Source organism: Sphingopyxis sp. QXT-31 (assembly GCF_001984035.1).
GTDB lineage: Bacteria > Pseudomonadota > Alphaproteobacteria > Sphingomonadales > Sphingomonadaceae > Sphingopyxis.
In genome coordinates, this window is record NZ_CP019449.1 from 1,019,879 (window position 1) to 1,045,680 (window position 25,802).

At 65.7% G+C, this 25,802-nt stretch carries 26 protein-coding genes; 21 read left to right on the forward strand and 5 right to left on the reverse strand.

What is annotated here, in order from left to right:
- From BWQ93_RS20705 to BWQ93_RS05115, 16 genes are all read left to right on the forward strand, one after another.
- Entirely contained in the window at window positions 1-162 is a 162-nt protein-coding gene (locus tag BWQ93_RS20705; RefSeq protein ID WP_156878139.1) for a hypothetical protein, read from the forward strand.
- Window positions 163-1,452, forward strand: coding sequence for an NADH-quinone oxidoreductase subunit NuoF (nuoF, locus tag BWQ93_RS05050; RefSeq protein ID WP_077029561.1), 1,290 nt, complete (start codon window positions 163-165; stop codon window positions 1,450-1,452). It begins immediately after the preceding gene.
- Between the two features lie 49 nt (window positions 1,453-1,501).
- Complete coding sequence (locus tag BWQ93_RS05055; protein WP_077029562.1) at window positions 1,502-2,164, forward strand: hypothetical protein; 663 nt, start codon at window positions 1,502-1,504, stop codon at window positions 2,162-2,164.
- A 3-nt stretch (window positions 2,165-2,167) separates the two neighbouring features.
- Complete coding sequence (gene nuoG / locus BWQ93_RS05060) at window positions 2,168-4,180, forward strand: NADH-quinone oxidoreductase subunit NuoG (RefSeq protein WP_077029563.1); 2,013 nt, start codon at window positions 2,168-2,170, stop codon at window positions 4,178-4,180.
- Window positions 4,177-4,317, forward strand: coding sequence for a hypothetical protein (locus BWQ93_RS20710; protein ID WP_156878140.1), 141 nt, complete (start codon window positions 4,177-4,179; stop codon window positions 4,315-4,317). The genes nuoG and BWQ93_RS20710 overlap by 4 nt, the downstream gene beginning before the upstream one ends.
- Before the next feature lie 161 nt (window positions 4,318-4,478).
- On the forward strand, window positions 4,479-5,528 hold the full coding sequence (gene nuoH / locus BWQ93_RS05065) for an NADH-quinone oxidoreductase subunit NuoH (protein WP_077029564.1): 1,050 nt from the start codon (window positions 4,479-4,481) through the stop codon (window positions 5,526-5,528).
- Window positions 5,525-6,013 (forward strand): NADH-quinone oxidoreductase subunit NuoI, encoded by a 489-nt coding sequence (gene nuoI, locus BWQ93_RS05070; protein WP_077029565.1) that lies wholly within the window; start codon window positions 5,525-5,527, stop codon window positions 6,011-6,013. The genes nuoH and nuoI overlap by 4 nt, the downstream gene beginning before the upstream one ends.
- A gap of 12 nt (window positions 6,014-6,025) precedes the next feature.
- Complete coding sequence (locus BWQ93_RS05075) at window positions 6,026-6,637, forward strand: NADH-quinone oxidoreductase subunit J (protein ID WP_077029566.1); 612 nt, start codon at window positions 6,026-6,028, stop codon at window positions 6,635-6,637.
- The gene (gene nuoK / locus BWQ93_RS05080) at window positions 6,634-6,939 is read left to right on the forward strand and encodes an NADH-quinone oxidoreductase subunit NuoK (protein ID WP_077029567.1); all 306 of its coding nucleotides are present in this window, start codon (window positions 6,634-6,636) and stop codon (window positions 6,937-6,939) included. The genes BWQ93_RS05075 and nuoK overlap by 4 nt, the downstream gene beginning before the upstream one ends.
- A 4-nt stretch (window positions 6,940-6,943) precedes the next feature.
- Window positions 6,944-9,004 carry an NADH-quinone oxidoreductase subunit L gene (gene nuoL / locus BWQ93_RS05085; RefSeq protein WP_077029568.1) on the forward strand — a complete coding sequence of 687 codons (2,061 nt, stop codon included), beginning with the start codon at window positions 6,944-6,946 and terminating at the stop codon, window positions 9,002-9,004.
- Window positions 9,001-10,569 (forward strand): NADH-quinone oxidoreductase subunit M, encoded by a 1,569-nt coding sequence (locus BWQ93_RS05090; protein ID WP_077029569.1) that lies wholly within the window; start codon window positions 9,001-9,003, stop codon window positions 10,567-10,569. Before nuoL ends, BWQ93_RS05090 begins: the two co-directional genes overlap by 4 nt.
- A complete protein-coding gene (gene nuoN / locus BWQ93_RS05095; protein ID WP_077029570.1) occupies window positions 10,566-11,996 on the forward strand; it encodes an NADH-quinone oxidoreductase subunit NuoN in 1,431 nt (476 codons plus the stop codon). The genes BWQ93_RS05090 and nuoN overlap by 4 nt, the downstream gene beginning before the upstream one ends.
- On the forward strand, window positions 11,918-12,721 hold the full coding sequence (locus tag BWQ93_RS05100) for a biotin--[acetyl-CoA-carboxylase] ligase (protein WP_083720623.1): 804 nt from the start codon (window positions 11,918-11,920) through the stop codon (window positions 12,719-12,721). The genes nuoN and BWQ93_RS05100 overlap by 79 nt, the downstream gene beginning before the upstream one ends.
- Before the next feature lie 2 nt (window positions 12,722-12,723).
- Complete coding sequence (locus BWQ93_RS05105; protein WP_077029571.1) at window positions 12,724-13,506, forward strand: type III pantothenate kinase; 783 nt, start codon at window positions 12,724-12,726, stop codon at window positions 13,504-13,506.
- On the forward strand, window positions 13,503-15,137 hold the full coding sequence (locus tag BWQ93_RS05110; RefSeq protein WP_077029572.1) for a ribonuclease J: 1,635 nt from the start codon (window positions 13,503-13,505) through the stop codon (window positions 15,135-15,137). The genes BWQ93_RS05105 and BWQ93_RS05110 overlap by 4 nt, the downstream gene beginning before the upstream one ends.
- An 11-nt stretch (window positions 15,138-15,148) precedes the next feature.
- Complete coding sequence (locus BWQ93_RS05115) at window positions 15,149-15,409, forward strand: DUF1467 family protein (protein ID WP_077029573.1); 261 nt, start codon at window positions 15,149-15,151, stop codon at window positions 15,407-15,409.
- 1 nt (window position 15,410) lies between these two features.
- Here the strand turns inward: BWQ93_RS05115 and BWQ93_RS20715 are convergent, their stop codons facing one another.
- A complete protein-coding gene (locus tag BWQ93_RS20715; protein WP_156878141.1) occupies window positions 15,411-15,683 on the reverse strand; it encodes a hypothetical protein in 273 nt (90 codons plus the stop codon).
- A 6-nt stretch (window positions 15,684-15,689) separates the two neighbouring features.
- The gene (locus BWQ93_RS05120) at window positions 15,690-18,062 is read right to left on the reverse strand and encodes a hypothetical protein (RefSeq protein ID WP_077029574.1); all 2,373 of its coding nucleotides are present in this window, start codon (window positions 18,060-18,062) and stop codon (window positions 15,690-15,692) included.
- 68 nt (window positions 18,063-18,130) lie between these two features.
- Here BWQ93_RS05120 and BWQ93_RS05125 point away from each other — a divergent pair, with 68 nt between their 5' ends.
- Together BWQ93_RS05125 and BWQ93_RS05130 are read left to right on the forward strand one after the other, a co-directional pair.
- Window positions 18,131-18,427: an Hpt domain-containing protein gene (locus BWQ93_RS05125; RefSeq protein ID WP_077029575.1), complete on the forward strand. Its 297-nt coding sequence runs from the start codon at window positions 18,131-18,133 to the stop codon at window positions 18,425-18,427.
- Between the two features lie 167 nt (window positions 18,428-18,594).
- The gene (locus tag BWQ93_RS05130; protein WP_077029576.1) at window positions 18,595-19,926 is read left to right on the forward strand and encodes a hypothetical protein; all 1,332 of its coding nucleotides are present in this window, start codon (window positions 18,595-18,597) and stop codon (window positions 19,924-19,926) included.
- 95 nt (window positions 19,927-20,021) lie between these two features.
- Here BWQ93_RS05130 and BWQ93_RS05135 read toward each other — a convergent pair whose 3' ends face one another.
- Genes BWQ93_RS05135 through BWQ93_RS05145 form a run of 3 tightly spaced genes read right to left on the reverse strand, consistent with a single transcriptional unit; the run spans window position 20,022 to window position 21,873 of the window.
- A complete protein-coding gene (locus BWQ93_RS05135; RefSeq protein WP_077029577.1) occupies window positions 20,022-20,306 on the reverse strand; it encodes a hypothetical protein in 285 nt (94 codons plus the stop codon).
- Window positions 20,303-20,653 carry a hypothetical protein gene (locus BWQ93_RS05140; protein WP_077029578.1) on the reverse strand — a complete coding sequence of 117 codons (351 nt, stop codon included), beginning with the start codon at window positions 20,651-20,653 and terminating at the stop codon, window positions 20,303-20,305. Before BWQ93_RS05140 ends, BWQ93_RS05135 begins: the two co-directional genes overlap by 4 nt.
- Before the next feature lie 53 nt (window positions 20,654-20,706).
- The gene (locus tag BWQ93_RS05145; RefSeq protein WP_077029579.1) at window positions 20,707-21,873 is read right to left on the reverse strand and encodes an isovaleryl-CoA dehydrogenase; all 1,167 of its coding nucleotides are present in this window, start codon (window positions 21,871-21,873) and stop codon (window positions 20,707-20,709) included.
- A gap of 78 nt (window positions 21,874-21,951) precedes the next feature.
- Between BWQ93_RS05145 and cysD the strand changes: the two genes are divergently transcribed.
- From cysD to BWQ93_RS05160, 3 genes are all read left to right on the forward strand, one after another.
- Window positions 21,952-22,914, forward strand: coding sequence for a sulfate adenylyltransferase subunit CysD (gene cysD, locus BWQ93_RS05150; protein ID WP_077029580.1), 963 nt, complete (start codon window positions 21,952-21,954; stop codon window positions 22,912-22,914).
- 153 nt (window positions 22,915-23,067) lie between these two features.
- Window positions 23,068-24,969, forward strand: a complete 1,902-nt coding sequence (gene cysN / locus BWQ93_RS05155; RefSeq protein WP_077029581.1) for a sulfate adenylyltransferase subunit CysN — start codon at window positions 23,068-23,070, stop codon at window positions 24,967-24,969.
- Complete coding sequence (locus BWQ93_RS05160; RefSeq protein WP_083720625.1) at window positions 24,970-25,722, forward strand: 3'(2'),5'-bisphosphate nucleotidase CysQ; 753 nt, start codon at window positions 24,970-24,972, stop codon at window positions 25,720-25,722.
- Window positions 25,723-25,802: the final 80 nt, after the last annotated feature.

A 25,802-nucleotide genomic window follows, 5' to 3' on the forward strand; every position in this document is an offset into this window, starting at 1 on the left:
ATGACCCAGAAGGACATCATCCTCATCCTCGCGGTGATCGGCGCACTCGCCATCCTCGGCTTCGTGCTGCGCGTCACCTTCGCGCTGCTGGGGCCGCTTGTGCTGATCGCCATCGGCTATTTTATCTATCGTGCCTGGCAAAAACAGGGCGGGGGACGTTAAATGCTCGCCGACAAGGATCGCATTTTCACCAATATCTACGGCTTCCAGCCGTGGAACCTGAAGTCGGCGCAGATGCGCGGCGACTGGGACAAGACCAAGGACCTGATGAAGCGCGGCCAGGACGCGATCATCGAGGAGATCAAGGCGTCGGGGCTGCGCGGCCGCGGCGGCGCGGGCTTCCCGACGGGCCTCAAATGGTCGTTCATGCCCAAGGAGCCGCGCGCCGACCGCCCGAGCTTCCTCGTGATCAACGCCGACGAATCCGAACCCGGTTCGTGCAAGGATCGCGAGATCATCCGTCACGATCCGCACAAGCTGATCGAAGGCGCGTTGATCGCGGGCTATGCGATGCGCGCGCGCGCCGCCTATATCTACATCCGCGGCGAATTCATCCGCGAGGCCGAGACGCTCTTCGCCGCGGTGCAGGAGGCCTATGACGCGGGCCTGCTCGGCAAGAATGCCGCCAAGTCGGGCTACGACTTCGACGTCTTCGTCCACCGCGGCGCCGGCGCCTATATCTGCGGCGAAGAAACCGCGATGATCGAAAGCCTCGAGGGCAAGAAGGGCCAGCCGCGCCTCAAGCCCCCGTTTCCGGCAGGCGCGGGCCTCTATGGCTGCCCGACGACGGTGAACAATGTGGAGTCGATCGCGGTCGTCCCGACGATCCTGCGCCGCAGCCCGGCTTGGTTCGCCTCCTTCGGGCGCGAGAATAACAAAGGCACCAAGCTCTTCCAGATCAGCGGCCATGTGAACAAGCCGTGCGTCGTCGAGGAAGAGATGAGCATCCCCTTCCGCGAGTTGATCGACAAGCATTGCGGCGGCATCCGCGGCGGATGGGACAATCTGCTCGCGGTGATCCCCGGCGGCTCGTCGGTCCCGCTCGTTCCCGCGGCCGAGATCATCGACTGCCCGATGGACTTCGACGGGCTGAAAGCCGTCGGCTCGGGCCTCGGCACCGCCGCCGCCATCGTGATGGACAAGTCGACCGACGTCGTCCAGGCGATCAGCCGGATCAGCTATTTCTACAAGCATGAAAGCTGCGGCCAGTGCACCCCGTGCCGCGAGGGCACCGGCTGGATGTGGCGCGTGATGGAGCGGCTGCGCACCGGCGACGCCGACATCGGCGAGATCGACACGCTGTACGACGTCACCAAGCAGGTTGAAGGCCACACCATCTGCGCGCTCGGCGATGCGGCGGCCTGGCCGATCCAGGGCCTGATCAAGCATTTCCGCCCCGAACTCGAACGCCGCATCCGCGACAATGGCGGCGCGCTGGAGGCGGCCGAGTGAAATTTTTCGCCCAATGTTTCCAATCGGTCGTCGAAGTAGGAGCTAAGCCATGATCACGCTTGCATTCGCCCTTCTTGCCGCAGCGCAGGCGCCCGAACAGGCGCCGCAGGTGGACAACACGCCGACCCCGTGGCCGGAGCGCGACCGTGGGTTCGGTCCCGGAGTCGATCGGGTCGCGGCCTCGGATTCCGACGCGCGTCAAACGCTGGCGCGCTATGCCGTGTGCGTGGCTGCAAAAAGCCCGGACAAGGTTGCAGACGTGCTCACGCAGGATTTTCGCCAAAGTTCTTACGGCAACGGCCTGCGCAACCTCGTGCGCGCCAACGAAGGCTGCGCGCGGCAGGTCGGTTCGCGCGGCGAGCGGCTGAGCGGCCAGAATTTGCCCTTCGCGGCGGCGCTCGCCGAGGCGATGATGGCGCGCGAGGCCGCGCCGCTGAAGACGCGCCTCGCCAGGGCCGCGACCGGCAGGGAAGCGGCGACCTATGCGCCGTCGGACAAGGTCGCGATGTGCGTCGCACGCTCGACCCCCGACGAAGTCGCTGCGCTGTTCGCGACCGAAGTCGGATCGGCCGCCGAGGAACAGGCCGCGACCAAATTGCTGCCCGTCGTCAAGCTGTGCGCGCAGGACGTGAAGCTCGAAACGAGCGTCGCCGGCCTGCGCTCGATCGTCGCCACCGCAAGTTTCCGCCTGCTCAAGGCCCAGGAAAGCTGATTCATGCCTAAAGTAACCGTAGATGGCGTAGAACTCGACGTCCCGCAGGGTGCCACCGTCCTGCAGGCGTGCGAGCTGGCGGGGAAGGAAATCCCGCGCTTCTGCTATCACGAACGCCTGTCGATTGCCGGCAATTGCCGCATGTGCCTGGTCGAGGTCGCCCCCGGGCCGCCGAAACCGCAGGCGTCGTGCGCGCTGCCGACCGCCGAGGGGCAGGTGATCAAGACCGACAGCCCGATGGTCAAGAAGGCGCGCGAGGGGGTGATGGAGTTCCTGCTCATCAACCACCCGCTCGACTGCCCGATCTGCGATCAGGGCGGCGAATGCGATTTGCAAGACCAGTCGGTCGCCTATGGCCGCGGCGCGACGCGCTACGACGAGAACAAGCGCGCGGTGACCGAGAAATATATGGGTCCCATCGTCAAGACGGTGATGACCCGCTGCATCCAGTGTACCCGCTGCGTCCGCTTCGCCGAGGAAGTTGCGGGCGTCGAGGATATCGGCGCGATCTATCGCGGCGAAAATATGCAGATCACGTCGTATCTGGAACATGCGGTCGCGAGCGAGCTGTCGGGCAACATCGTCGATCTGTGCCCCGTCGGCGCGCTGACGTCGAAGCCGTACGCCTTCGAAGCGCGCCCGTGGGAGCTCACCAAGACGCTCGGCATCGACATGATGGACGCGGTCGGCACCAACGTCCGCATCGACAGCCGCGGGCGCCAGGTGCTGCGCGTGCTGCCGCGTGTGAACGACGATGTGAACGAGGAATGGGCGAGCGACAAGACGCGCCACCATGTCGACGGCCTCGTGCGCCGCCGCCTCGACCGGCCCTATGTGCGCAAGGACGGCGCGCTCGTCGAAGCGAGCTGGGGTGAGGCATTCGAAGCCATCAAGGCGGTGAACGCCGGATCGTCGGTCGCGGCGATCGCTGGCGACCTAGCCGATTGCGAGACGATGTTCGCGGCCAAGGCGCTGGTGACCGCGCTCGGCGGCAGCCTCCTCGAAGGGCGCCAGACGGGGCTCGACTACGACGTCACCAGCCTGTCGGCGGTCAATTTCAACACCACGATCGCCGAGGCCGAGAATGCCGACGTGATCCTGCTCGTCGGCACCAACCTCCGCTGGGAAGCGCCGCTGATCAACACGCGCGTCCGCAAGGCGGTGTGGAAGAAGGGCGCCAAGGTCTTCGCGATCGGCCCCGAAACCGACCTCACCTACAAGGCCGAGTGGCTCGGCGACGACGCGTCGCTGGTCGCGAAGTTGCCGCAGCATGTGGCCGACGCGCTGAAGGGCGCCGAGCGGCCGATGCTGATCTTCGGCGGCGGCGCGCTGTCGGTGCCCGGGGTCCATGGCGCGGGCCTGGCGCTCGCCAAGGCGGTGAACGCGGTCAAGGACGGCTGGAACGGCTATAATGTCGTGCATTTCTCCGCCGCGCGCATGGGCTCGCTGATGCTCGGCTACGGCCTGCCCGGCGGGATCAAGGATGTGATCGCGGCGAAGCCCAAGCTTGCCTTCTTCCTTGGCGCCGACGAGGTCGATTTCGCGGCGCTGGCCGATAGCTTCAAGGTCTATGTCGGCCATCATGGCGACAAGGGCGCGCACGCCGCCGACGTCATCCTGCCCGCCGCGGCATGGACCGAAAAGGACTTCACCACGGTCAACACCGAGGGCCGCGTCCAGCGCAGCGACAAGGCGGTGTTCGCTCCCGGCGACGCGCGCGAGGACTGGAGCATTTTCAGGGCCTTGGCCGACGCGCTCGGGGTCTCGCTCGGCTTCGACAGCTTCGCCGAATGCCGCGCCGCGATGATCGCCGTGGTGCCCGCGCTGGGTGTCGAAGGCCTCGCCGACTATGGCTGGACGGTGCCCAAGCTGCCCGCCAAGCCCGAGGCGCGCACGATCCCGTCGCCGATCAAGGATTTCTACCTCACCAACGCCATCTGCCGCGCGTCGCCAACGATGCAGCGCTGCTCGGAAGAGCTGATCCATGGCGTCGACTTTGCGGAGGCCGCGGAATGACCCCGGTACATGCCATTGCGTCCATCCTGTTCGTCGGGATGGGCTATTCGGTCTGGCGGGGTTTCAACCCCAAGAACAAGTCGGACAAGCCCGGCCCGCATAACGGCTGGCGCAACCAGGACGGCGCGAAGAAATGACCGGGGCTAAACAGATCCTCCCCGCTTGCGGGGAGGGGGACCGCCGCGAAGCGGTGGTGGAGGGGGCTCGCGTCCTCGCGCAACGTGGGTGGGCTACGACAGCCCCCTCCGTCAGTCGCTACGCGCCTGCCACCTCCCCGCAAGCGGTGAGGATTTAAGAAATGACCGAGACCTTCATCTCGTGGGGCATGGACCCGACCTGGGCGTGGGGCGTCGCGACGATCGCCGGCATCCTGCTCATCGCGCTGCCGCTGATGCTCGCGGTCGCGATGATCATCTATGCCGATCGCAAGATCTGGGCGGCGATCGCGCTGCGCCGCGGCCCGAACGTCGTCGGCCCCTTCGGCCTGCTCCAGAGCTTCGCCGATGGCCTGAAAGTTTTCCTGCAGGAAACGATCATCCCCACCTCGGCCAACCGCGGGCTGTTCCTGATCGCGCCGATCATCACCTTCTCGGTCGCGCTGATGGCGTGGGCGGTGATCCCGTTCAACTCGGGCGCGGTGCTCGCCGACATCAACGTCGGATTGCTCTATATTCTCGCGATCAGCTCGCTCGGAGTCTATGGCGTCATCCTGTCGGGCTGGGCGTCTAACTCGAAATATCCCTTCTTTTCCGCGCTTCGCGCCTCGGCGCAGATGATTTCCTATGAAGTCTCGATCGGGTTCATCCTGATCGGCGTCGTGCTCTATGCCGACAGCTTCAACATGAACGCGATCGTGAAAGCGCAGGAAGGGCACGGGTTCGGCATCGTCAACGCCTTCGGCTTCAACCTGCTGCTGTTCCCGCTCGCGGTGATGTTCCTGATCTCGGCGCTCGCCGAAACCGCGCGCGCGCCGTTCGACCTGACCGAGGCCGAGAGCGAGCTGGTCGCGGGCTACCAGACCGAATATTCGTCGATGAGCTTCGCGCTCTTCTGGCTCGGCGAATATGCCAACGTGTTGCTGATGTGCACGCTCAACGCGGTGCTTTTCTGGGGCGGCTGGCTGCCGCCGCTCAACATCGACCTGATCCCCTGGTTCGACATTCCGGGCGTGATCTGGCTGTTCGCGAAGATCCTCTTCTTCTTCTTCGTGTTCAGTTGGGTGAAGGCAACCGTGCCACGCTACCGCTACGACCAGCTGATGCGGCTGGGCTGGAAGGTCTTCCTGCCGATCTCGCTGATCTGGATCTTCCTGATTTCCGGCTGGCTGATGCTGACGAGGTATTCATGAGTTCTATCGCCCATCTCGTCAAAAGTTTCACCCTGTGGGAATTCGTGAAGGCGCACGCCCTCACGCTCAAATATTTCTTCAAGCCGAAGGCGACGATCAACTATCCGTTCGAGAAGAACCCGCTGTCGCCGCGCTTTCGCGGCGAGCATGCGCTGCGTCGTTATCCGAACGGCGAGGAGCGCTGCATCGCGTGCAAGCTGTGCGAAGCGGTGTGCCCGGCGCAGGCGATCACGATCGAGGCCGAGCCGCGTGACGACGGCAGCCGTCGCACGACGCGCTACGACATCGACATGACCAAATGCATTTATTGCGGCTTCTGCCAGGAAGCGTGCCCGGTCGATGCGATCGTCGAGGGGCCGAACTTCGAATTCGCGACCGAAACGCGCGAGGAACTGCTCTATGACAAGGCCAAGCTGCTCGCCAATGGCGACAAATGGGAACGCGCGATCGCGGCGAATCTTGCCGCCGACGCGCCCTATCGATAAGGGCGCGCGCACATGATTCAGGTCGCTGCTTTCTGGCTCTTCGCCACCCTCGTGATCGCTTCGGCGGCGATGGTGATCTTTGCCCGCAACCCGGTCCACAGCGTGATGTGGCTGATCCTCGCCTTCTTCAACGCGGCGGGGCTGATGCTGCTCGCGGGGGCCGAGTTCATCGCGATGCTGCTCGTCATCGTCTATGTCGGCGCGGTCGCGGTGCTGTTCCTCTTCGTCGTGATGATGCTCGACATCGATTTCGCCGAGCTGCGTGCCGGTTTCGTGCGCTATCTGCCGCTGGGCGCATTGGTCGCGATCATCCTCGCCGCCGAGTTGGTCTTCGCGGTCGGCGCCTGGAGCGCGGGCGGGGTCGATCTCGCGGCCAAGGCAGCGCCGGTTGTCGCCGACAAGAGCAATATCCAGCAGATCGGCGAACTGCTCTACACCAAGTACATCTTCCTGTTCGAGGCGGCGGGCATCGTCCTGCTCGTCGCGATGATCGGCGCGATCGTGCTGACGCACCGCCAGCGCGGCGGCGTGCGCACCCAGAATATCTCGGCGCAGAACCAGCGCCGGCCCGAGGATGCGACGCGCCTCGTCGATCCGGGCGTCGGGCAGGGGGTCCAGCTGTGATTTCGGTCGGCCATTATCTCGCCGTTTCGGCGGTGCTGTTCACCATCGGCGTGCTCGGCATCTTCATCAACCGCAAGAATATCATCGTCATCCTGATGGCAATCGAGCTCATCCTGCTCGCGGTGAACATCAACCTCGTCGCGTTCAGCGCCGCGCTGAACGACCTCATCGGACAGGTCTTCTCGATGTTCGTGCTGACCGTCGCCGCGGGCGAAGCGGCGATCGGGCTCGCCATTCTCGTGATCTATTTCCGCGGCCGCGGCACCATTGCGGTCGATGACGCCAACCGGATGAAGGGGTGAGCCGGTGATTCAGGCGATCGTTTTCCTGCCGCTGCTCGCGGCACTTGTCGCAGGGCTCGGCCAGCGGGCCATAGGGCCCTTCGCGTCGAAGCTGGTCACCACCGGCGCGCTGTTCACCAGCTGCGCGCTGAGCTGGCCGATCTTCCTGTCCTTCGTGTTCGGCACGGGTCAGACCGAGGTCGTGACGGTCCTCCACTGGGTCAGCTCGGGCGCGCTCGAATTCAACTGGGAGCTGCGCGTCGATACGCTGACCGCGGTGATGCTCGTCGTCATCACGACGGTATCGGCGCTCGTCCACCTCTATAGCTGGGGCTATATGGAGGAGGACCCGGACCAGCCGCGCTTCTTCGCCTATCTCTCGCTCTTCACCTTCGCGATGCTGATGCTCGTGACCGCGAACAACCTCGTCCAGATGTTCTTCGGCTGGGAAGGCGTCGGTCTCGCATCCTATCTGCTCATCGGTTTCTGGTACAAGAAGCCGAGCGCCAATGCCGCGGCGATCAAGGCGTTCGTCGTGAACCGCGTCGGCGATCTCGGCTTCATGCTCGGCATCTTCGGGACCTTCCTCGTCTTCGGCACCGTCTCGATCCCCGCGATCCTCGACGCCGCGCCGGGCATGGCGGGCTCGTCGATCACCTTCCTCGGCATGCGCCTCGACACGATGACGATCCTCTGCCTGCTGCTGTTCATAGGCGCGATGGGCAAGTCGGCGCAGCTCGGCCTGCACACCTGGTTGCCCGACGCGATGGAGGGCCCGACCCCGGTGTCGGCGCTGATCCACGCCGCGACGATGGTCACCGCGGGCGTCTTCATGGTGTGCCGCCTGTCGCCGATGTTCGAGACCGCGCCGATCGCGCTCGGCGTCGTCACCTTCGTCGGCGCTGCGACCTGCTTCTTCGCCGCGACGGTCGGCACGACGCAGTGGGACATCAAGCGCGTCATCGCTTATTCGACCTGTTCGCAGCTCGGCTACATGTTCTTCGCCGCGGGCGTCGGCGCCTATGGCGCGGCGATGTTCCACCTCTTCACCCACGCCTTCTTCAAGGCCTTGCTGTTCCTCGGCGCGGGCTCGGTCATCCACTCGATGCACCACGAACAGGACATGCGCTATTATGGCGGCCTTCGGAAACACATCCCCATCACTTTCTGGGCAATGACGCTCGGCACGCTGGCGATCACCGGCGTCGGTATCGCGGGCGTCGCGGGCTTCGCGGGTTTCCATTCGAAGGACGGCATCCTCGAGGCGGCCTTTGCCGCGGGCGGCGGCGGCACGATCGCCTTCTGGGTCGGCATCTTCGCCGCGCTGCTGACGAGCTTCTATTCGTGGCGCCTGGTCTTCCTGACCTTCTACGGCAAGCCGCGCTGGGAACAGAGCGAGCATATCCAGCATGCCGTCCACGACCATCACGGCCACGGCCATGACGATCATCCGGCGGACGAACATGCCGCCGACGAGCATGCGCATCACCACGACACGCACGGCGACGGCACCGCGGGCTACCACCCGCACGAAAGCCCGGTCACCATGCTGATCCCGCTGATCATCCTTTCGATCGGCGCGGTCTTCGCGGGCTACGTCTTCGCGCACCCCTTCATCTATCCGGAGGAAGGCGCCCAATTCTGGGCCGGCAGCATGCTCGCGTTCGACGAGCATCTGATGCACGCCGCGCACGAGGTGCCGACCTGGGTCAAATGGACGCCGTTCACGGTGATGGCGATCGGGCTGTTCCTCGCGTGGAACAGCTATATCCGCAACACCACGCTGCCGGGGCGCTTCGTGGCGCAGTTCAAGCTGCTCCACCAGTTCCTCTACAACAAATGGTATTTCGACGAGTTGTACAACGTCCTCTTCGTCAAGCCGGCGTTCGCGATCGGCCGCTTCTTCTGGAAGCGCGGCGACGAGCAGACCATCGACCGCTTCGGTCCCGATGGCGCGGCGACGCTCGTCGCAGGGGGAACGCGGCTCGCGGTGCGGCTGCAATCGGGTTATGTTTATGGATATGCGTTCGTGATGCTGCTCGGGCTTGTCGGCCTCGCCAGCTGGGCCATGGTGAATTTCCTGTGAGCGGGTTTCCTTTCCTCTCGCTGCTGCTGGCGATACCCGCGATCGCGGCCGTCGCCTGCCTGTTCGTCGGCGACCGCAACGCGAAGTTCGTCGCGCTCGGCGCCACGCTGGTCAATTTCGCGCTCAGCGTCGTCATGTGGTCGCAGTTCGATATCGGCGGCGCGCAGTGGCAGTTCCAGGAACGCATCGAAGGCCTGTTCGGCCCCTTCAACTGGGCGCTCGGCATCGACGGCCTCGCGCTGCTGCTGATCGTGCTCAGCACCTTCCTGATGCCGCTCTGCATCCTCGCCAGCTGGGAGGCGATCACCAAGCGCGTCGGCCTCTACATGGCGATGTTCCTCGCGATGGAAGTCGTGATGATCGGCGTCTTCGCGGCGCAGGACCTGCTGCTCTTCTACATCTTCTTCGAAGCCGGCCTGATCCCGATGTATTTCATCATCGGCATCTGGGGCGGCGCAAACCGCAAATATGCGGCGTTCAAATTCTTCCTCTACACGTTGCTCGGCTCGGTGCTGATGCTCATCGCGATGATCGCGATGATCGCGGAGGCCGGCACGACCGACATCCCGACGCTAATGAGCTATAATTTCCCGGTCGACATGCAGACTTGGCTGTGGCTCGCCTTCTTCGCCAGCCTCGCGGTCAAGATGCCGATGTGGCCGGTGCACACCTGGCTGCCCGACGCGCATGTGCAGGCGCCGACCGCAGGCTCGATGATCCTGGCGGGCGTGCTTTTGAAGATGGGCGGTTACGGTTTCGTCCGCTTCATGATGCCGATGTTCCCCGAGGCGTCGGCGCAGCTGATGTGGATCGTCTTTGCGCTGTCGATGGTCGCGGTGGTCTACACCAGCCTCGTCGCGCTGGTGCAGAGCGACATGAAGAAGCTGATCGCCTATTCGTCGGTCGCGCATATGGCGATCGTCACCGCGGGCCTCTTCGCCTTCAACCAGCAGGGCATCGAGGGCGCGATGATCGTCATGCTCAGCCATGGCGTCGTCTCGGCCGCGCTCTTCTTCTGCGTCGGGGTGATCTACGACCGGCTCCACACGCGCGAGATCGACCGCTACGGCGGGCTCGCGGTGAACATGCCGGCCTATGCCTTGTTCTTCATGCTGTTCACCATGGCGTCGATCGGCCTGCCGGGGACCAGCGGCTTCGTCGGCGAATTCCTGAGCATTGCGGGTATTTACGAGGCCTCCAGCTGGGTCGCCTTCGTCTGCACCACCGGCATCATCCTCGGCGCCGCTTACATGCTCTATCTCTACCGCCGCGTCGTTTTCGGCGAACTCACCAAGGACGATGTGAAGGCGATGCCCGATCTCAATCCCCGCGAATGGGCGATCATGGTGCCGCTCGCGGCCGTGGCGCTGTGGATGGGCGTCTATCCCGAAAGCTTCCTCGCGCCGATGCGCGGCGACGTGACCACTGTGGTCGCGCGCCTCGCCCCGGCCAGGCCCGCGGGCGACGCGCATGTCAGCGCAGGCAAGCCCCAGGCGGCTGAGAAGCATGGCGAAGGTCATGAGGCACCCGCCGGCGAAGCGCATCATGCGGGAGGCAGCCAATGACCGCCGATCTCGCCCTCATCTGGCCCGAGCTGATCCTGACGATCGGCGGGCTCGTCACCTTGATGCTCGGCACCTTCCTCGGCGATCGCCAGGTCGGGCTGTACCAGCTCGCCGCGCTGCTGACGCTCGGCGCCGCCGCGGTCGCCGTGGTCGCGCTGTTCGGCGTCAACGCCACGGTCTTCTCGAACACGCTGTCGGTCGACGCCTTCGGCGGCTTCGCCAAGCTGATCATCTACGGCGCCAGCGCCGTGTCGATCCTCGTCGCGCCGCGCTTCTTCACCAGCGGCATGCGTGCCGAATATCCGGTGCTGATCCTGTTCGCCGCGCTCGGCATGGGGATCATGGCCTCGTCGCGCGACCTGATGACGCTCTACGTCGGGCTCGAGCTCAACAGCCTCGCTGCCTATGTTCTGGCCAGCTTCATGCGCACCGACGAGCGGTCGAGCGAAGCGGGGCTCAAATATTTCGTCCTCGGCGCGCTCGCCTCGGGCATGCTGCTCTACGGCATCTCCTTGCTCTACGGCTTTGCAGGGTCGACCGATTTCGCGACCATCGCCACGCGCATGGGCGGCGAGCTCAATATCGGGCTGATCTTCGGCATCGTCTTCGTGCTCGCGGGCCTCGGCTTCAAGGTCAGCGCGGTGCCGTTCCACATGTGGACCCCCGACGTCTATGAAGGCGCGCCGACCCCGGTCACCGCCTTCTTCGCCAGCGCGCCCAAGGTGGCGGCGATGGCGCTGATGACGCGCGTCGTGATCGACGCGATGGGGCCCGCGGTAGGTGCGTGGCAGCAGATCATCATCTTCCTCGCGCTCGCCTCGATCATCCTCGGCGCGGTCGGCGCGATCGGGCAGAAGAATATCAAGCGCCTGCTCGCTTACTCGTCGATCAACAATGTCGGCTTCATGCTCATCGGCCTCGCCGCGGGAACGCAGCTCGGCGTACAGGCGGTGCTGACCTATCTGCTGGTTTACGTGGTGACGACGCTCGGCGCCTTCCTCGTCGTACTCCAGCTGCGCGACGCCGACGGCAACCAGATCGAGAGCATCCCGGCGCTCGCCGGCCTGTCCGAGCGTCGCCCCGGCCTCGCCGCGGCGATGGCGGTGTTCATGTACAGCCTCGCGGGCATCCCGCCCCTGTTCGGCTTCTGGCCGAAATATCTGGCCTTCCAGGCCGCGGTGGACGCCAATCTCGTACCGCTCGCGGTTGCGGGCATCGTTGCCTCCGTCATTGGCGCGTATTATTACATCATGATCATCAAGACGATGTACTTCGACGACAAGTCGGAGGTCGAGATCAGCGGCGGCGGCAATATCGTCGAGGGCACGATCATGACCGTCAGCGCGCTGTGGCTGTCGATTATCGGCTATCTCTTCATTCCGATGCTCGGCGCCGCGTCGGCGGCCGCCGCGGCGGTGCTCTTCTGATCCCGCCGATCGAGCGGATCGCGGAGACAGGTTCGACCAACGCCGACCTGCTGGCGCGGCTGGCTGGCGGCGAGCATGTGGGCGAGGGGCATTGGCTCGTCGCCGATCGCCAGACCGCGGGCCGCGGCCGCCTCGGGCGGGCATGGGGTGACGGGCACGGCAATTTCATGGGCTCGACCGTCGTCCGCCTGACCGCCGGCGACCCGTCGCCCGCGACGCTGGCGCTCGTCGCCGGGGTGGCGCTGGCGAAGGCGGTAACTGCTATGGCCCCCGGGTTTGGCGCGCAGCTCAAATGGCCCAACGACCTGCTGGTGGATGGCGCCAAATGCGCGGGCATATTGATGGAGCGCACCCGTGACAGCATCGTGATCGGCATCGGGGTCAACCTCGTCGTCGCGCCCGACCTGCCCGATCGCCCGACCGCTTCGCTCTCCGACAAGGGGGCCAGCCTCGACCGCGACCGCTTCGCCGACGCGCTCGCCATCGCGATGACCGACGCGCTGTGGACCTGGCGCCAGGAAGGCGTCGGCCGCATCATCGCCGCCTGGCTGCCGCAGGCGCATCCGGTCGGCACGCCGCTCCGCGTCTCCGAACAGGGCATCGACGGCTTTTTCGACGGCCTCGCCCCCGACGGCGCGCTGCGCTTGCGCCGCGAGGGCGGCGAGACCATGTTGGTACATGCCGGGGACGTCGAGCTGCGCCGCCCGGTGGGTGAGGGGAAGTAGCCATGCTGCTCGCGATCGACGTCGGCAACACCAACGCCAAATTTGCGCTGTTCGAGGGCACCGAGCTGCTCGCGCGCTGGCGCATCGCGACCGACGACCGCCGCACCGCCGACGAATATATGGTCTGGCTCGACCAACTGATGCGCATCGAGGGCCGCGACCGCGCCGATGTCGAGGCGGTGATCATCTCGACGGTCGTCCCGCGCGCGCTGCACAATCTGCAATTGCTCGCGCATAAATATTTCGGCGTCGACGCGCTCGTCGCGGGGCGCGAGCCGGTGACCTGGGGCATCGCGCTCAAGGTCGACGAGCCGCAGTCGGTCGGCGCCGACCGCGCGGTCAACGCGATATCGGCACAGGCGATCGAGCCCGGCAAGGACAAGCTGGTCATCAGCTTCGGCACCGCGACGACGCTCGACCATATCGGCCCCGATGGCGCCTATCTCGGCGGCATCATCGCCCCCGGGGTCAACCTCTCGCTCGAAGCCCTCGTCGCCGCCGCCGCCAAGCTGCCGCGCATCGCGATCGAGGCGCCCGCGACGACCAGCGTCATCGGCCGTACGACCGAAAGCCAGATGCTCATCGGCGTTTATTGGGGCTATGTTTCGATGATCGAGGGGCTTATCGCACGCATGAAGGCCGAAATCGGCAAGCCGCTCACCGTCATCGCCACCGGCGGCCTTGCGACCTTGTTCCAAGAACAGGCGCACCTCTTCGACCGGATCGACCCCGATCTGACTCTCAACGGATTAATGCATTTGTACAATCAACGGAACGCCGCATGACCAACCCCGGCAAGGAATTACTCTTCCTCGCGCTCGGCGGATCGGGCGAGATCGGCATGAACGCCAATCTCTACGGCTGCGACGGCAAATGGATCATGCTCGATCTCGGCGTAACCTTCGGCACGCACGATTATCCGGGCATCGACATCATCATGCCCGACCTCGAATTCATCGAGGATCGCAAGAAGGACCTGCTCGGCATCGTCCTCACCCACGGGCATGAGGATCATATCGGCGCCTTGCCCTATCTGGCCGCCGAACTCGGCGTGCCGCTCTACGCCAACCGCTTCACCGCGGGGCTGATTGCGCACAAGCTCGCCGAGGAGGGGCTCACGAATGAGGTCAAGATCAAGACCGTCGATATCGACGCGCAGTTCCAGCTCGGTCCCTTCGGCATTCGCCTGATGCCGCTCGCGCACTCGATCCTCGAGATGAGCGCGGCGGTCATCGACACGCCCTATGGCCGCGTCTTTCACACCGGCGACTGGAAGCTCGACGACGATCCGGTGCTCGGCACCCCGTCGTCGGCGAAGGCGCTGACCGCGCTCGGCAATGAGGGCATCGACGTCCTCGTCGGCGATTCGACCAACGCGTTCAATCCCGAGGCATCGGGCAGCGAAGGCGGACTGTTCGACGGGCTGCTTGCGTCCGTCGGCGCTGCGAGGGGCCGGGTGATCGTCACCACCTTCGCGTCGAACGCCGCCCGCCTCAAGACGCTGGGCGAGGTCGCCAAGGCCACGGGGCGCAGCCTCTGCGTCGCGGGCCGCTCGCTCGACCGCATCATCGGCGTCGCGCGCTCGGTCGGCTATCTGAAGGACTTCCCCGCCACGGTCGATTTCGACGAGGCGATGCGCCTGCCGCGCAACAAGGTCATGGTAATCGCGACGGGCGGGCAGGGCGAACCGCGCGCCGCGCTCGCGCGCATGGCCGCCGACATGCACCAGATCAAGCTTGAGCCCGGCGACACCGTCGTCTTCTCGTCGAAGCAGATCCCGGGCAACGAGGTCGCGATCGGCCGCATCATGAACCAGCTCGCCGCCAAGGACGTGCTGACCGTGACCGAAAAACAGGCGCATATCCACGTCAGCGGCCACCCCGGCCAGCCGGAGCTCGCCGCTCTCTACGGCTGGCTGCGGCCCAAGCTCGTCGTGCCGGTGCATGGCGAGATCCGCCATATGCACGAACAGGCGCGCTTCGCGCTCGAACGCGGCGTGCCCGACGCGCTGATCCAGGAAAATGGCGACCTCGTCCGCCTCGCGCCCGGCCCTGCGAAGATTGTCGAACGCGTCCGCGCCGGCCGCCTGATCCTCGACGGCGACGTGATCCTGCCCGCCGATGGCGAGACGATCAACGAACGGCGCAAGCTGTCGCTCCACGGCCACGTCACCGTCGCCGCGATCTTCACGAATGGCAAGTTCGCCAAAAGCGCGGTCAGCTATCGCGGTGTGCCCGTCGAGGACGACCGCGAGGCCTTTATCGACGAGATGCGCGAAGCCGCCGAAATGGCCGCGCTCGCGCCCGCCAAGGACATCGAGAAGATGCGCGAGGCGATCCGCCTCGGCGTCCGCCGCATCGCCACCGACTGGACCGGCAAAAAACCGGTGGTCGACGTCATGCTCGTCGATCTGTAGGGAGCAGCCCCATGAAATGGACCTCGGCGCTCGCCATCTACCTGCTCTTCTGGGCGTTCAGCACCTTCTTCGTGCTCCCCTTCCACGGCCGCCGCGTCGAGGACGAGTCGGAGCCCTTGATCGCCGGCCAGGACCGCGGCGCCCCCGCGCGCTTCCGCCCGGGCCGCATCCTGCTCCAGATGACGATCGTCGCGACGATCGCCTTCGCGGTCTATTATGTGGCCTATGTGAACGGCTGGGCCGATCCCGACGTTCTGGGCGGGCGGACGTAGGCTATTTTCGCGTTTCCTTGCAGACGTTCACTTTGAGCTGCGTATCAAATCGACATTTGTGTCCGCACTCATAGTCGCCTTGTTCAGCGGCACCCGTTGCGCGGAGCCTATCCATCGCGGCGCGCTGACACAGCTCGAACGTTTTGAATCCCTCGATAGTTTCGAATTTGGATAGATCGTCAGCATCAGAATAGATGAAAGCATTCCACTGATCTGGCCGGTCGTCAGCGCAGCCAGTCAGAGCAAAAATTGCTGTCAGCAAAAATGCTCTCATCCTTGGCTACCCCCTCAGGCGATCGATCGCCTGCGCCAGCGCCACGTACAGCTTCCCGATATCCGACGACAGCAGGGTCACGCTGATCGCGGAGCCGTCGCGCGTGTTCATCAGCAGGCGCAGCATCGCCTCGAAATCGTGGATGAACTGGTTGACCGAGGCGTGGAAGCCGTCGTCATTCTGATAGACGCGCAGGATTTCTTTCGCCTCGCTATTCTCGACCAGCTTGACCGCGCGTCGCGCAAATACCCCGCGGTCGCCCTTGAGATAGGCGTCCCATGCGGTGTCGCTGACCTCGCTCGACAGTATCTTGGTGAGGTCGATCGCGGTCGATTTGAGCGACTCGGTGAGCAGACCGACCTGCTTCGCCAGCGAATCGCGGTCCGACGCCGCGATCGCCGCTTCGGCCTCGGCGGCGCGCGCCTCGACGCTCGCGCTGGTGTCCATGATCGTGATCAGCTGGCGCATCAGCCGGTCGGTGGCGTTGTTCGCCGCCGCGACCGCGCGTTCGGAGGCTTCGCCGATCGCGTCGAGCTGGGCCATGATCTCGGTGCGGAACGCCGCATCGATCGCTTCGGTCGCGGTCGACTGCATCGCTTCGCGCGCGCCCTCGACCAGCCGTTCGAGCGTTGCCTGCGCCTGGCTCGCCGCCGAATCGGCGGTCTGTCGTACCTCGCCCAGCGTCGCGATCATCTTCGCGCCGCCCTGCTCGGCGAACTGGTCGGCGCCGTCGCGCAGCTTGGCGAGCGCGGTATCGGCCTCGGCGAGCGAGGCGTTGATCCGCTCGACCAGTGCGCGCTGGCTGTCGGCATGATCCGACATCTGGTTCTCGTTCGCCGCCAGCGTCGCCTGCACCGCATTGACGTGCGACAGCGTCGACTGCGCGACCAGCTCGGACGCTTCGAGCAGCGGCTTGAGGTCGCTCAGCGAGGCCTTGGTCGCTAGCCCGTGCGCCGCCATGCGGTCGATGGCGTGCGGCAGCGTCTCGTCCATCTCGCGCGTCACCGCGTCGAGCGCGAGCAGCAGCGCCTCGGCATGACCGACCAGCTGCTGCGCCGAAGCATTGCCGCGCGTCACCTGCTCCGCAAAACTGCCGAGCTGCGCCTTCGTGTCGCCGATCGCACGCCCGATGACATCGGCGCGCCCCGCGATGGTCGCGTCCAGCGTCGCGAGGCTTTGCTCGATCGCGCCGACATGCCCCGAAATCCGCGTCGCCAGCTCCTCGCTCGCAATGCCATACGCGACGAGCTGTGCGCCGATGTCGTCGCCGGCGCTGCGTGCGACGGCCAGCCGGTCGTCGAGCTGCCCCGCCGACGTGGCGACGCCGTCGCGAAACGCCTGCCAGGTCTCGCCCAGCCGCGCGCTCATCGCCTCGACCGTCGCGGTCAACTCATGGTGCAGCGCCGCCGCGACCTGCGTCACCTGCGCCAGCGTCGTCTCGTGCGCGCCGGTCACCTGCGCAGACGCCGCGAGCAATTCACTCTCGGCCTGCTTGGTCCGCGCCTCGAGCGACCCGATCGCTGCGTCGAGCGTCGCGGCCGACGCTTCGCCGGTCTCGGCCGCTTTCACCGCTTCCTCGGCGAGCGCGGCAAGCTTGGCTTCGAGGCTCGCGCCCTGCTGGTGCGCCACCAGCCCCGCCTCGCGGAAATTGCCCGCGAGCCGCTGCGCCACATCGTCGATCCGCGGCAGCCCGGCGAGCAGTCCGTCCATCCGCTGCAGCGCGACGTCGCCCGAGCGCGCGAGCTGGTCGTGCGCATTGGCGATCACCGAGGCGTTGGTGGCGAGCTTGTCGCTGCTCTCGGTCAGCCGCGCGACGGTGTCGAGCCCCAGCTGCTGGACGATATTCGCCTGCTCGGCGAGCTGGCGCTGCGCATCGGCGATATGCAGCCCCAAAGAATGCATCGACTGGTTGAGCTGCGCATTCTCTTCGCGGAGCGCCGCGGTGACGCGCGCGAACCGCGCCTGCTCCGACTTGCTCGAACGCAGCAGCGCCATCCACAGCACGACAAGCAGCGTCAGCGGCATCGCGATCGTCGCGATCACGCCAGGCCATTCGGCCGTCGCCGGCGCACGGACGAAGCCGTCGGTCGCCGCCATAGTCGCAAAAACGGTCCAGCCTAGCCCGAGCAGGACCAGCAGGGCAGGGGCGATGCGGTCGCGGAAGGTCGAGGCGCTCGCCGCCTCTTCCTCGGCGCCGTCGGCATCGTCGATCGCGCTCCGGTCGAGCCAGTCGCGTTCGACGCGCGCGGGCGCGGGGTCGGGCGCCGCCGCCTCGATGGGTGCTGCGCTCGCGGCCTCGGGCTCCGCCGTCTGGCCTTCCTGGTCTCCGTTCGCCGCGGAATCCCGCCACAAACCGACGATCTTCTTGTCCCCCGTCATCCCCCCATCATAGCATCAAATGCCCGCCACGAAACGGAAACTTAACCACGGCGTGACAAGGCTGTGGAATGTCCTTCGACAGTGGCCCCCTTGACCGATATCTGATCGCCGCGATCGGCGACGATGCGGCGATGGCGGCCGACCTGCGCAACGCCTTCACCGGCAGCGCGCGCGACCTCGCCGACCTGATGCGCCGCGCGCGCTGCGACGCGAACTGGAACGTGGCCGCGCTTCGCCTCAAGGGCCTCGCCGCCACCTTCGGCATCATCCCGCTGATCCAGCTCGCCGAAGCGGCGATGGCGGGCGCGCCGGGCGACCCCGCGGTGCTACGCGACATCAACCGGGCGATCGACGAAGTCGCCTGACCGGGCCGCGCTGCGCCGGTTCAATCGCCGTTCAGCCGCCTCGCACCATAGCAATTTTCGACACCCCGTCTTGCCTTGGCAACGCTAGAGGTTTAGCCGCGTTTTCCGACAGCGGCTTCCCAATGGCGTGTCCGGAACGCGGGGCCGAATCGAAGGAGAGATTTCAGATGTTCACCCGTTTTCGCTCGATGCCCGCGACGGCGCTCGCCGCCGTGCTCGGCTGCGCGCTGATGGCTACCGCCGCCGTTCCCGCCGCGGCGCAGGACAAGCCCAAGAAGGAAAAGAAGGGCAAGAAGGAAGAGGCAGCCGCCACCGGACAGGTCGCGATCACGCCCAGCAAGGCCTTTGGGCCGGTGGTCCAGAAGATTCAGGCGGCTGCCAATGCCAAGGACGCTGCAGCGCTTCAGGCGGCGCTGGCGGAAGGCGAGCCGCAGGCGACTACGCCCGAGGACAAATATTGGCTCGGCCACTTCACGCTCCAGCTCGGCATCCTGAACAAGGATAAGGCGACGCAGGGCAAGGGCCTTGAAGCGATGCTCGCGTCGGGCAAGACCCCGCCCGAGAGCGCCGCGCTCTATAATTATTATACCGGCAGCTTCGCCTATGACGAAAAGAACTACGCCAAGGCGATCGAGCGGCTCGAGGCGGCGAAGGCCGGCGGGGCGAAGGAAGCCCAGCTGCCGACGCTGCTGATGGACAGCTATCTCGCCAGCGGCCAAGTCGACAAGGGCATCGCCCTCGCAAAGGAAGCGATCGAGGCGACCCGCGCCGCGGGCCAGCGTCCGTCGGACGAACTCTATGTCCGTCCGATCCGCGCGCTGCAGGCCGCGAACCGCAACGAGGAAGTCCTCGACATGATGACGCTGCGCATGCGCGACTATCCGCAGCCGCAGGTCTGGCGCCAGACCCTGTTCATCCTGCTCCAGCAGACCGGCGAGAACAAAGAAGTCGCGCTCGACACGCTGCGCCTGATGCGCGCGACCAATTCGATGCTTCAGCGCCCCGAATATCTCGAATATGCCAATCTCGCGACCGAAGCCGCCCTGCCCGGCGAGGTCGTCTCGCTGGTCAGGGCGGGCAAGGCTTCGAAGGTCATCCCCGAAAAGGATGCCAAGTTCGACGAGATCGCCAAGACGCAGGGCGATCGCATCGGCGACGAGGAAACCACACTGACCGCCTATGCCGCCAAGCCCACGACCTTGGCCGATCCAAAGCGCGCCGGTGCGACCGGCGACGTGATGGTCGGCTACGGCCGCTACGCCGATGCCGTGAAGCTGTACGACGCCGCGCTGGCGGCGGGCGGCGACCAGGAACTCTGGACCTATCGCAAGGGCGTCGCGCAGGCGCTCGCCGGCGATGGCGCGGGCGCCAAGGCGACCCTCGCCACGATCACCGGCCCGCGCAAGCGCCTCGCGCAGCTCTGGACGGTCAAGATCGACACCCCGGCCGCGGCTCCGGCCGCAGCGGCGGCCCCGGCGGCAGCCGCGCCGACGACCTGACCGGTTCGATCCGCTGATCGAGAAGGGCGCCGTCCGAAAGGACCGGCGCCCTTTTTCGTGGCCGGAAGCGACGCGGGCTGCGATCTGGAGCCGGCCTAAGGTGACTCCCGCTGCTCCTTTGCGTCCGGCTTTTCCTTCAGGATAAGATACCGATACACCCCGATTGCATTGATGATCAGCAGCGCGATATTCTGCCACCCGATGCCTTCGCTGTCGGGCTGCAGGAATCCCCACAGGATCAGCGCGATGCTGCTCGTCACGAACACCACGAACGCCCAGCCGGTCCAGCGCCGCCCGAGGTTGAGCGACACCACCAGCGCCGCCAGCGTCGCCGCGCCCGCGCCATAATATTGCAGTCCTGTCAGGATCGCTTCGCTCACACCCATGCTCCGATCAACGCCAGCACTCCTGAGCCCGCGAGGAAGGGCCAGATGATGTGCCGTCCCCCGGTACACGCGGCGTTGACCAGTCCGGTTCCCACCCAGCCGATCCCGATCACGATAATCAATCCACGCGGCGTGCCCGGCCAGGCGACCGTCGCCGCCGACAGCAGCATCAGCACCGCCATCGCGTGCCACGCGAAGCGGAAGACCTTGCGCGGCAGGTCGGCCAGCAAGATGCCGCGCTTGATGCGCAGCAACGGCTGGATCAGCCGTTTTTCGCCGAGGACCGAGTGGGTGAGGGCGGACAGCGTCATCGCCGCCGCGGCAAGCCACAGCCAGTTCATGTCCGGATCGCTCCGGTGCCTTCAGCCCCCATGTTCCCCCCTCGATTGAAACTTCAGCCCGCGCCTATCAGCTCGCGGCCGATCAGCATGCGCCGAATCTCGTTCGTCCCGGCGCCGATATCGAGCAGCTTGGCGTCGCGCCAGTAGCGCTCGACCGGCCAGTCCTTGGTATAGCCCGCGCCGCCCAGCGCCTGGATCGCCTCGCCCGCGACCTTCACCGCATTCTCGCTCGCGAGCAGGATGCAGCCCGCGGCGTCGAAGCGGGTCGTCTGCCCCGCGTCGCATGCCTTGGCGACGTTATAGACATAGGAGCGCGCCGACTGGAGCATCACATACATGTCGGCGACCTTGGCCTGCATCAGCTGGAACGATCCGATCGGCTTGCCGAACTGCTTGCGCTCGCGAACATAGGGAATCACGGTATCGAGGCACGCCTGCATGATGCCGAGCTGCAGCCCCGAGAGCACGACGCGCTCGTAATCGAGCCCCGACATCAGCACGCCGACCCCGCCATTCTCGGGGCCCATCACCTGCTCTTCGGAAATCTCGCAATCGTCGAAGACCAGCTCGGCGGTGGGCGAACCGCGCATGCCGACCTTGTCGATCTTCTGCCCGATCGAAAAGCCCGGCATGTCCTTTTCGATAAGGAAAGCGGTGATCCCGCGCGATCCGGCCTCGGGGCTGGTCTTGGCATAAACGACGAGCGTGTCGGCGCAGGTCGCGTTGGTGATCCAGAATTTCGTCCCGTTGAGCACATAGCCGCCCTGGACGCGTTCGGCCTTCAGTTTCATCGACACGACGTCGCTGCCGGCGCCGGCCTCGGACATCGCGAGGCTGCCGACATGCTCGCCCGAGATCAGCTTGGGCAGATATTTCGCTTTCTGCTCCGGATTGCCCCAGCGACGGATCTGGTTGACGCACAGGTTCGAATGCGCGCCGTACGAGAGCCCGATCGCGCCGCTCGCGCGGCTCACTTCCTCGACCGCGATGACATGCTCGAGGTAACCGAGCCCCAGCCCGCCGAACTCCTCTTCCACCGTGATGCCGTGCAGCCCCAGTTCGCCCATCGCTGTCCATAATTTGTCGCGCGGAAACCAGTCCTCGGCGTCGGCGCGCGCCGCCAGCGGCGCGATCTTCTCGTCGGCGAAGCGGGCGGTGCTCTCGCGGATCATCTCGGCATTCTCGCCGAGCGCGAAGTCGAAATCGGGGGTAGCGCGCATAAGTTCCTCTATTCTCTTGTCGGTTGCGACTAGCAGGAAGGTGCCGCAAACAGAAGGGGATGCACAAGTCAGACTATTATGCCGAAAAGCCCATACTGCTTGCCTGCCGTCCAACGCGGCGGCAAGGGGCAGGCCATGACGAGCGATATGACGCATCTGGACCGCCTCGAGGCGGAAAGCATCCACATCATGCGCGAGGTGATGGCCGACGCCGCAAAGCCCGTAATGCTTTATAGCGTCGGCAAGGACAGCGCGGTGATGCTGCATCTCGCGCGCAAGGCCTTCTATCCGTCGCCGCCGCCGTTCCCGCTGCTGCACGTCGACACGACGTGGAAGTTTCAGGCGATGTACGAGCTTCGCAACCGGATGGCGGCCGAGTCGGGCATGGAGCTCATCGTCTACCAGAACCCCGAGGCGAAGGCGCGGGGGATCAACCCGTTCGACCATGGCCCCTTGCACACCGACATGTGGAAGACCGAGGGGCTGAAGCAGGCGCTCGATTTGCACGGCTTCGACGTCGCCTTCGGCGGCGCGCGGCGCGACGAGGAGAAGAGCCGCGCGAAGGAGCGCATCTTTTCGTTCCGCACCGCGTCGCACGGCTGGGACCCCAAGAAGCAGCGGCCGGAGCTCTGGAACCTCTACAACGCCCGCAAGGCCAAGGGCGAGAGCATCAGGGTGTTCCCGATCTCGAACTGGACCGAGCTTGACATCTGGCAGTATATCGCCCGCGAGGCCATTCCGATCGTCCCGCTCTACTTCGCCGCTCCGCGCCCGACGGTGGAGCGCGACGGCCTGCTGCTCATGGTCGACGACGAGCGCTTCCCGCTGCGCGATGGCGAAGTGCCCGTCGAGCGCTCGATCCGCTTCCGCACCCTCGGCTGCTACCCGCTGACCGGCGCGGTCGAGAGCGAGGCGACGACGCTTTCCGAAGTCATCCAGGAGATGCTGCTGACCACCACCAGCGAGCGTCAGGGCAGGGCGATCGACAAGGATGGCGGCGACGCGTCGATGGAGAAGAAGAAGCAGGAGGGGTATTTTTGATGGCGGGCCTCATTAAATCCTCCCCGCTTGCGGGGAGGTGGCAGCGCGAAGGGCTGACGGAGGGGGCTCTCGGCCTTGCGCCGCGCCAGACAGCCAACCCCCTCCACCACCGCTTCGCGACGGTCCCCCTCCCCGCAAGCGGGGAGGATCGCTGTGACTGACCCCATCTACGTCACCGACGCGCTGATCGCCGAGGATATCGACGCTTACCTGGCGCAGCATCAGCAGAAGTCGCTGTTGCGCTTCATCACCTGCGGCTCGGTCGACGACGGCAAGTCGACGCTGATCGGGCGGCTGCTCTACGACAGCAAGATGATCTTCGAGGACCAGCTGGCGGCGCTCGAGGCCGACAGCAAGCGTGTCGGCACGCAGGGCCAGGAGATCGACTTCGCGCTGCTGGTGGATGGCCTCGCCGCCGAGCGCGAGCAGGGGATCACGATCGACGTCGCTTACCGCTTCTTCACGACCGAGAAGCGCAAGTTCATTGTCGCCGACACACCCGGCCATGAGCAGTATACGCGCAACATGGTCACCGGCGCCTCGACCGCCGACCTCGCGGTGATCCTGATCGACGCGCGCAAGGGCGTGCTCACCCAGACACGCCGCCACAGCTTCCTCGCGCACCTGATCGGCATCAAGCATATCGTGCTGGCGGTGAACAAGATGGACCTCGTCGATTACGACAAGACGGTCTTCGAGCGCATCCTCTTGAGCTACCGCGCCTTCGCGACCGAGATCGGTATCACCCACTTCACCGCGATCCCCATCTCGGGGTTCAAGGGCGACAATATCACCGGCCTCTCGGACAACACCCCCTGGTACAAGGGACCGGCGCTGGTCGAGCATCTGGAAAGCGTCGACGTCGCCGCCCAGCGCGACGCCGGGAAGCCCTTCCGCATGCCCGTGCAATGGGTCAACCGGCCCAACCTCGACTTCCGCGGCTTCTCGGGCCTCGTTGCCGGCGGCTCGGTCAAGCCCGGCGATCCGGTGCGCATCCTGCCCAGCGGCAAGACCACGACCATCGCCCGCATCGTCACCCTCGGCGGCGACCTCGAAGAGGCGGTCGCGGGCCAGTCGGTGACGCTGACCTTGGCCGACGAGGTCGATTGCTCGCGCGGCGACGTCATCGCACTCGCCGATGGGCCGCCCGAGGTGGCCGACCGGTTCGAGGCGACGCTCGTGTGGATGGCCGACGAGGCGATGATCCCGGGCCGCGCCTATTGGCTCAAGCTCGCGACGCAGACGGTATCGGCGACGGTGGCGGCGCCGAAGTATGAGATCAACGTCAACACGCGCGACCATCTCGCGGCGAAGACGCTCGACCTCAACGGCATCGGCGTCGTCGAGGTCGCGACCGACAAGCCGCTGGTGTTCGAGGCCTATAATGACAACCGCACGCTCGGCGGCTTTATCCTGATCGACAAGCTGACCAACGCCACCGTCGCCGCGGGCATGCTGCACTTCAGCCTGCGCCGTGCGCAGAACGTCCATTGGCAGGCGACCGACATCGACCGCACCGCGCATGCCGCCCTCAAGAACCAGAAGCCGGCATTGCTCTGGTTCACCGGCCTCTCGGGCTCGGGCAAGTCGACGATCGCCAACCTCGTCGAGAAGAAGCTCCACCGGATGAACCGGCACACGTTCCTCCTGGACGGCGACAATGTCCGCCACGGGCTGAACAAGGACCTGGGGTTCACCGAGGCCGACCGCATCGAGAATATCCGCCGCGTCGGCGAGGTCGCCAAGCTGATGACCGACGCCGGCCTAATCGTCATCACCGCGTTCATCAGTCCGTTCAAGGCCGAACGCGACATGGTCCGCGCGATGCTGCCCGAAGGCGAGTTTATCGAGATCTTCGTCGATACCCCGCTCGCCGAGGCCGAGAAGCGCGACGTCAAGGGTCTCTACAAGAAAGCCCGCGCCGGACAGCTCAAGAATTTCACCGGCATCGACAGCCCCTATGAGGCGCCCGAAGACGCCGAAATACGCATAGACACGACCGCGATGACGCCCGAAGAAGCAGCGGACCTGATCGTCGATCGCCTGCTGGGGTAAATGATGGAATTCGAAAGCGATGAAGCGCTCGCCGAGCGGCTGGCCGCGGCGGCAGGGCAAATCTTGATCGATCTGCGCGCCACGAGCGGGCTCGAAGGCAAGGAACTCGGCAAGGCCGGCGATGAGCAGGCGAACGCGATGCTGATGCGCGAACTGCGCGCCGCACGCCCCGACGACGCGATCCTCTCCGAAGAAGAAAAGGACAGCCTCACCCGCTGCGCCTTCGCGCGCTGCTGGGTGGTCGACCCGCTCGACGGCACGCGCGAATATGGCGAGGGCCGCACCGACTGGGCCGTCCATGTCGCGCTCGCGGTCGAAGGCGTGCCGACGGTCGGCGCGGTCGCGCTGCCCGGCCTCGGCATCACCTTGAGCTCGGCCAATCCCTGGCCGCTCGGCGCCGCCAATGTGCCGCCGAAGATGCTGGTCAGCCGCACACGTCCCGCCGCCGAGGCGCTGTTCGTCGCCGAGAAGATCGGCGCCGAGCTGGTCGGCATGGGCTCGGCGGGCGCCAAGGCCATGGCGGTGGTGCGCGGCGAGGCCGACATCTACCTCCACACCGGCGGCCAATATGAATGGGACAATTGCGCCCCCGCGGCGGTCGCGGCGGCAGCGGGGCTGCATGTGAGCCGCGTCGACGGGTCGCCGCTCGTCTATAATTGCGAAAATCCCTATCTGCCGGATTTGCTGATCTGCCGGAAGGAGTTCACGGATGAAGTGCTGCGGCTGGCGGGGGAGTTTGTGATGAGCCGATAGGTGCATCCTCCCCCTCGATGGGGGAGGCAGCGAGACTTGGAAGCTTGCTTCCTAGTCGCAGCGGTAGGGGTGCTCTCTCG

Bases quoted from the DNA above. Each gene is read 5' to 3' on its own strand.
- BWQ93_RS20705 (WP_156878139.1), top strand. From the start codon at position 1: ATGACCCAGAAGGACATCATCCTCATCCTCGCGGTGATCGGCGCACTC.
- nuoF (WP_077029561.1), top strand. From the start codon at position 163: ATGCTCGCCGACAAGGATCGCATTTTCACCAATATCTACGGCTTCCAG.
- BWQ93_RS05055 (WP_077029562.1), top strand. From the start codon at position 1,502: ATGATCACGCTTGCATTCGCCCTTCTTGCCGCAGCGCAGGCGCCCGAA.
- nuoG (WP_077029563.1), top strand. From the start codon at position 2,168: ATGCCTAAAGTAACCGTAGATGGCGTAGAACTCGACGTCCCGCAGGGT.
- BWQ93_RS20710 (WP_156878140.1), top strand. From the start codon at position 4,177: ATGACCCCGGTACATGCCATTGCGTCCATCCTGTTCGTCGGGATGGGC.
- nuoH (WP_077029564.1), top strand. From the start codon at position 4,479: ATGACCGAGACCTTCATCTCGTGGGGCATGGACCCGACCTGGGCGTGG.
- nuoI (WP_077029565.1), top strand. From the start codon at position 5,525: ATGAGTTCTATCGCCCATCTCGTCAAAAGTTTCACCCTGTGGGAATTC.
- BWQ93_RS05075 (WP_077029566.1), top strand. From the start codon at position 6,026: ATGATTCAGGTCGCTGCTTTCTGGCTCTTCGCCACCCTCGTGATCGCT.
- nuoN (WP_077029570.1), top strand. From the start codon at position 10,566: ATGACCGCCGATCTCGCCCTCATCTGGCCCGAGCTGATCCTGACGATC.
- BWQ93_RS05105 (WP_077029571.1), top strand. From the start codon at position 12,724: ATGCTGCTCGCGATCGACGTCGGCAACACCAACGCCAAATTTGCGCTG.
- BWQ93_RS05110 (WP_077029572.1), top strand. From the start codon at position 13,503: ATGACCAACCCCGGCAAGGAATTACTCTTCCTCGCGCTCGGCGGATCG.
- BWQ93_RS05115 (WP_077029573.1), top strand. From the start codon at position 15,149: ATGAAATGGACCTCGGCGCTCGCCATCTACCTGCTCTTCTGGGCGTTC.
- BWQ93_RS20715 (WP_156878141.1), bottom strand. From the start codon at position 15,683: ATGAGAGCATTTTTGCTGACAGCAATTTTTGCTCTGACTGGCTGCGCT.
- BWQ93_RS05120 (WP_077029574.1), bottom strand. From the start codon at position 18,062: ATGACGGGGGACAAGAAGATCGTCGGTTTGTGGCGGGATTCCGCGGCG.
- BWQ93_RS05125 (WP_077029575.1), top strand. From the start codon at position 18,131: ATGTCCTTCGACAGTGGCCCCCTTGACCGATATCTGATCGCCGCGATC.
- BWQ93_RS05130 (WP_077029576.1), top strand. From the start codon at position 18,595: ATGTTCACCCGTTTTCGCTCGATGCCCGCGACGGCGCTCGCCGCCGTG.
- BWQ93_RS05140 (WP_077029578.1), bottom strand. From the start codon at position 20,653: ATGAACTGGCTGTGGCTTGCCGCGGCGGCGATGACGCTGTCCGCCCTC.
- BWQ93_RS05145 (WP_077029579.1), bottom strand. From the start codon at position 21,873: ATGCGCGCTACCCCCGATTTCGACTTCGCGCTCGGCGAGAATGCCGAG.
- cysD (WP_077029580.1), top strand. From the start codon at position 21,952: ATGCCGAAAAGCCCATACTGCTTGCCTGCCGTCCAACGCGGCGGCAAG.
- BWQ93_RS05160 (WP_083720625.1), top strand. From the start codon at position 24,970: ATGATGGAATTCGAAAGCGATGAAGCGCTCGCCGAGCGGCTGGCCGCG.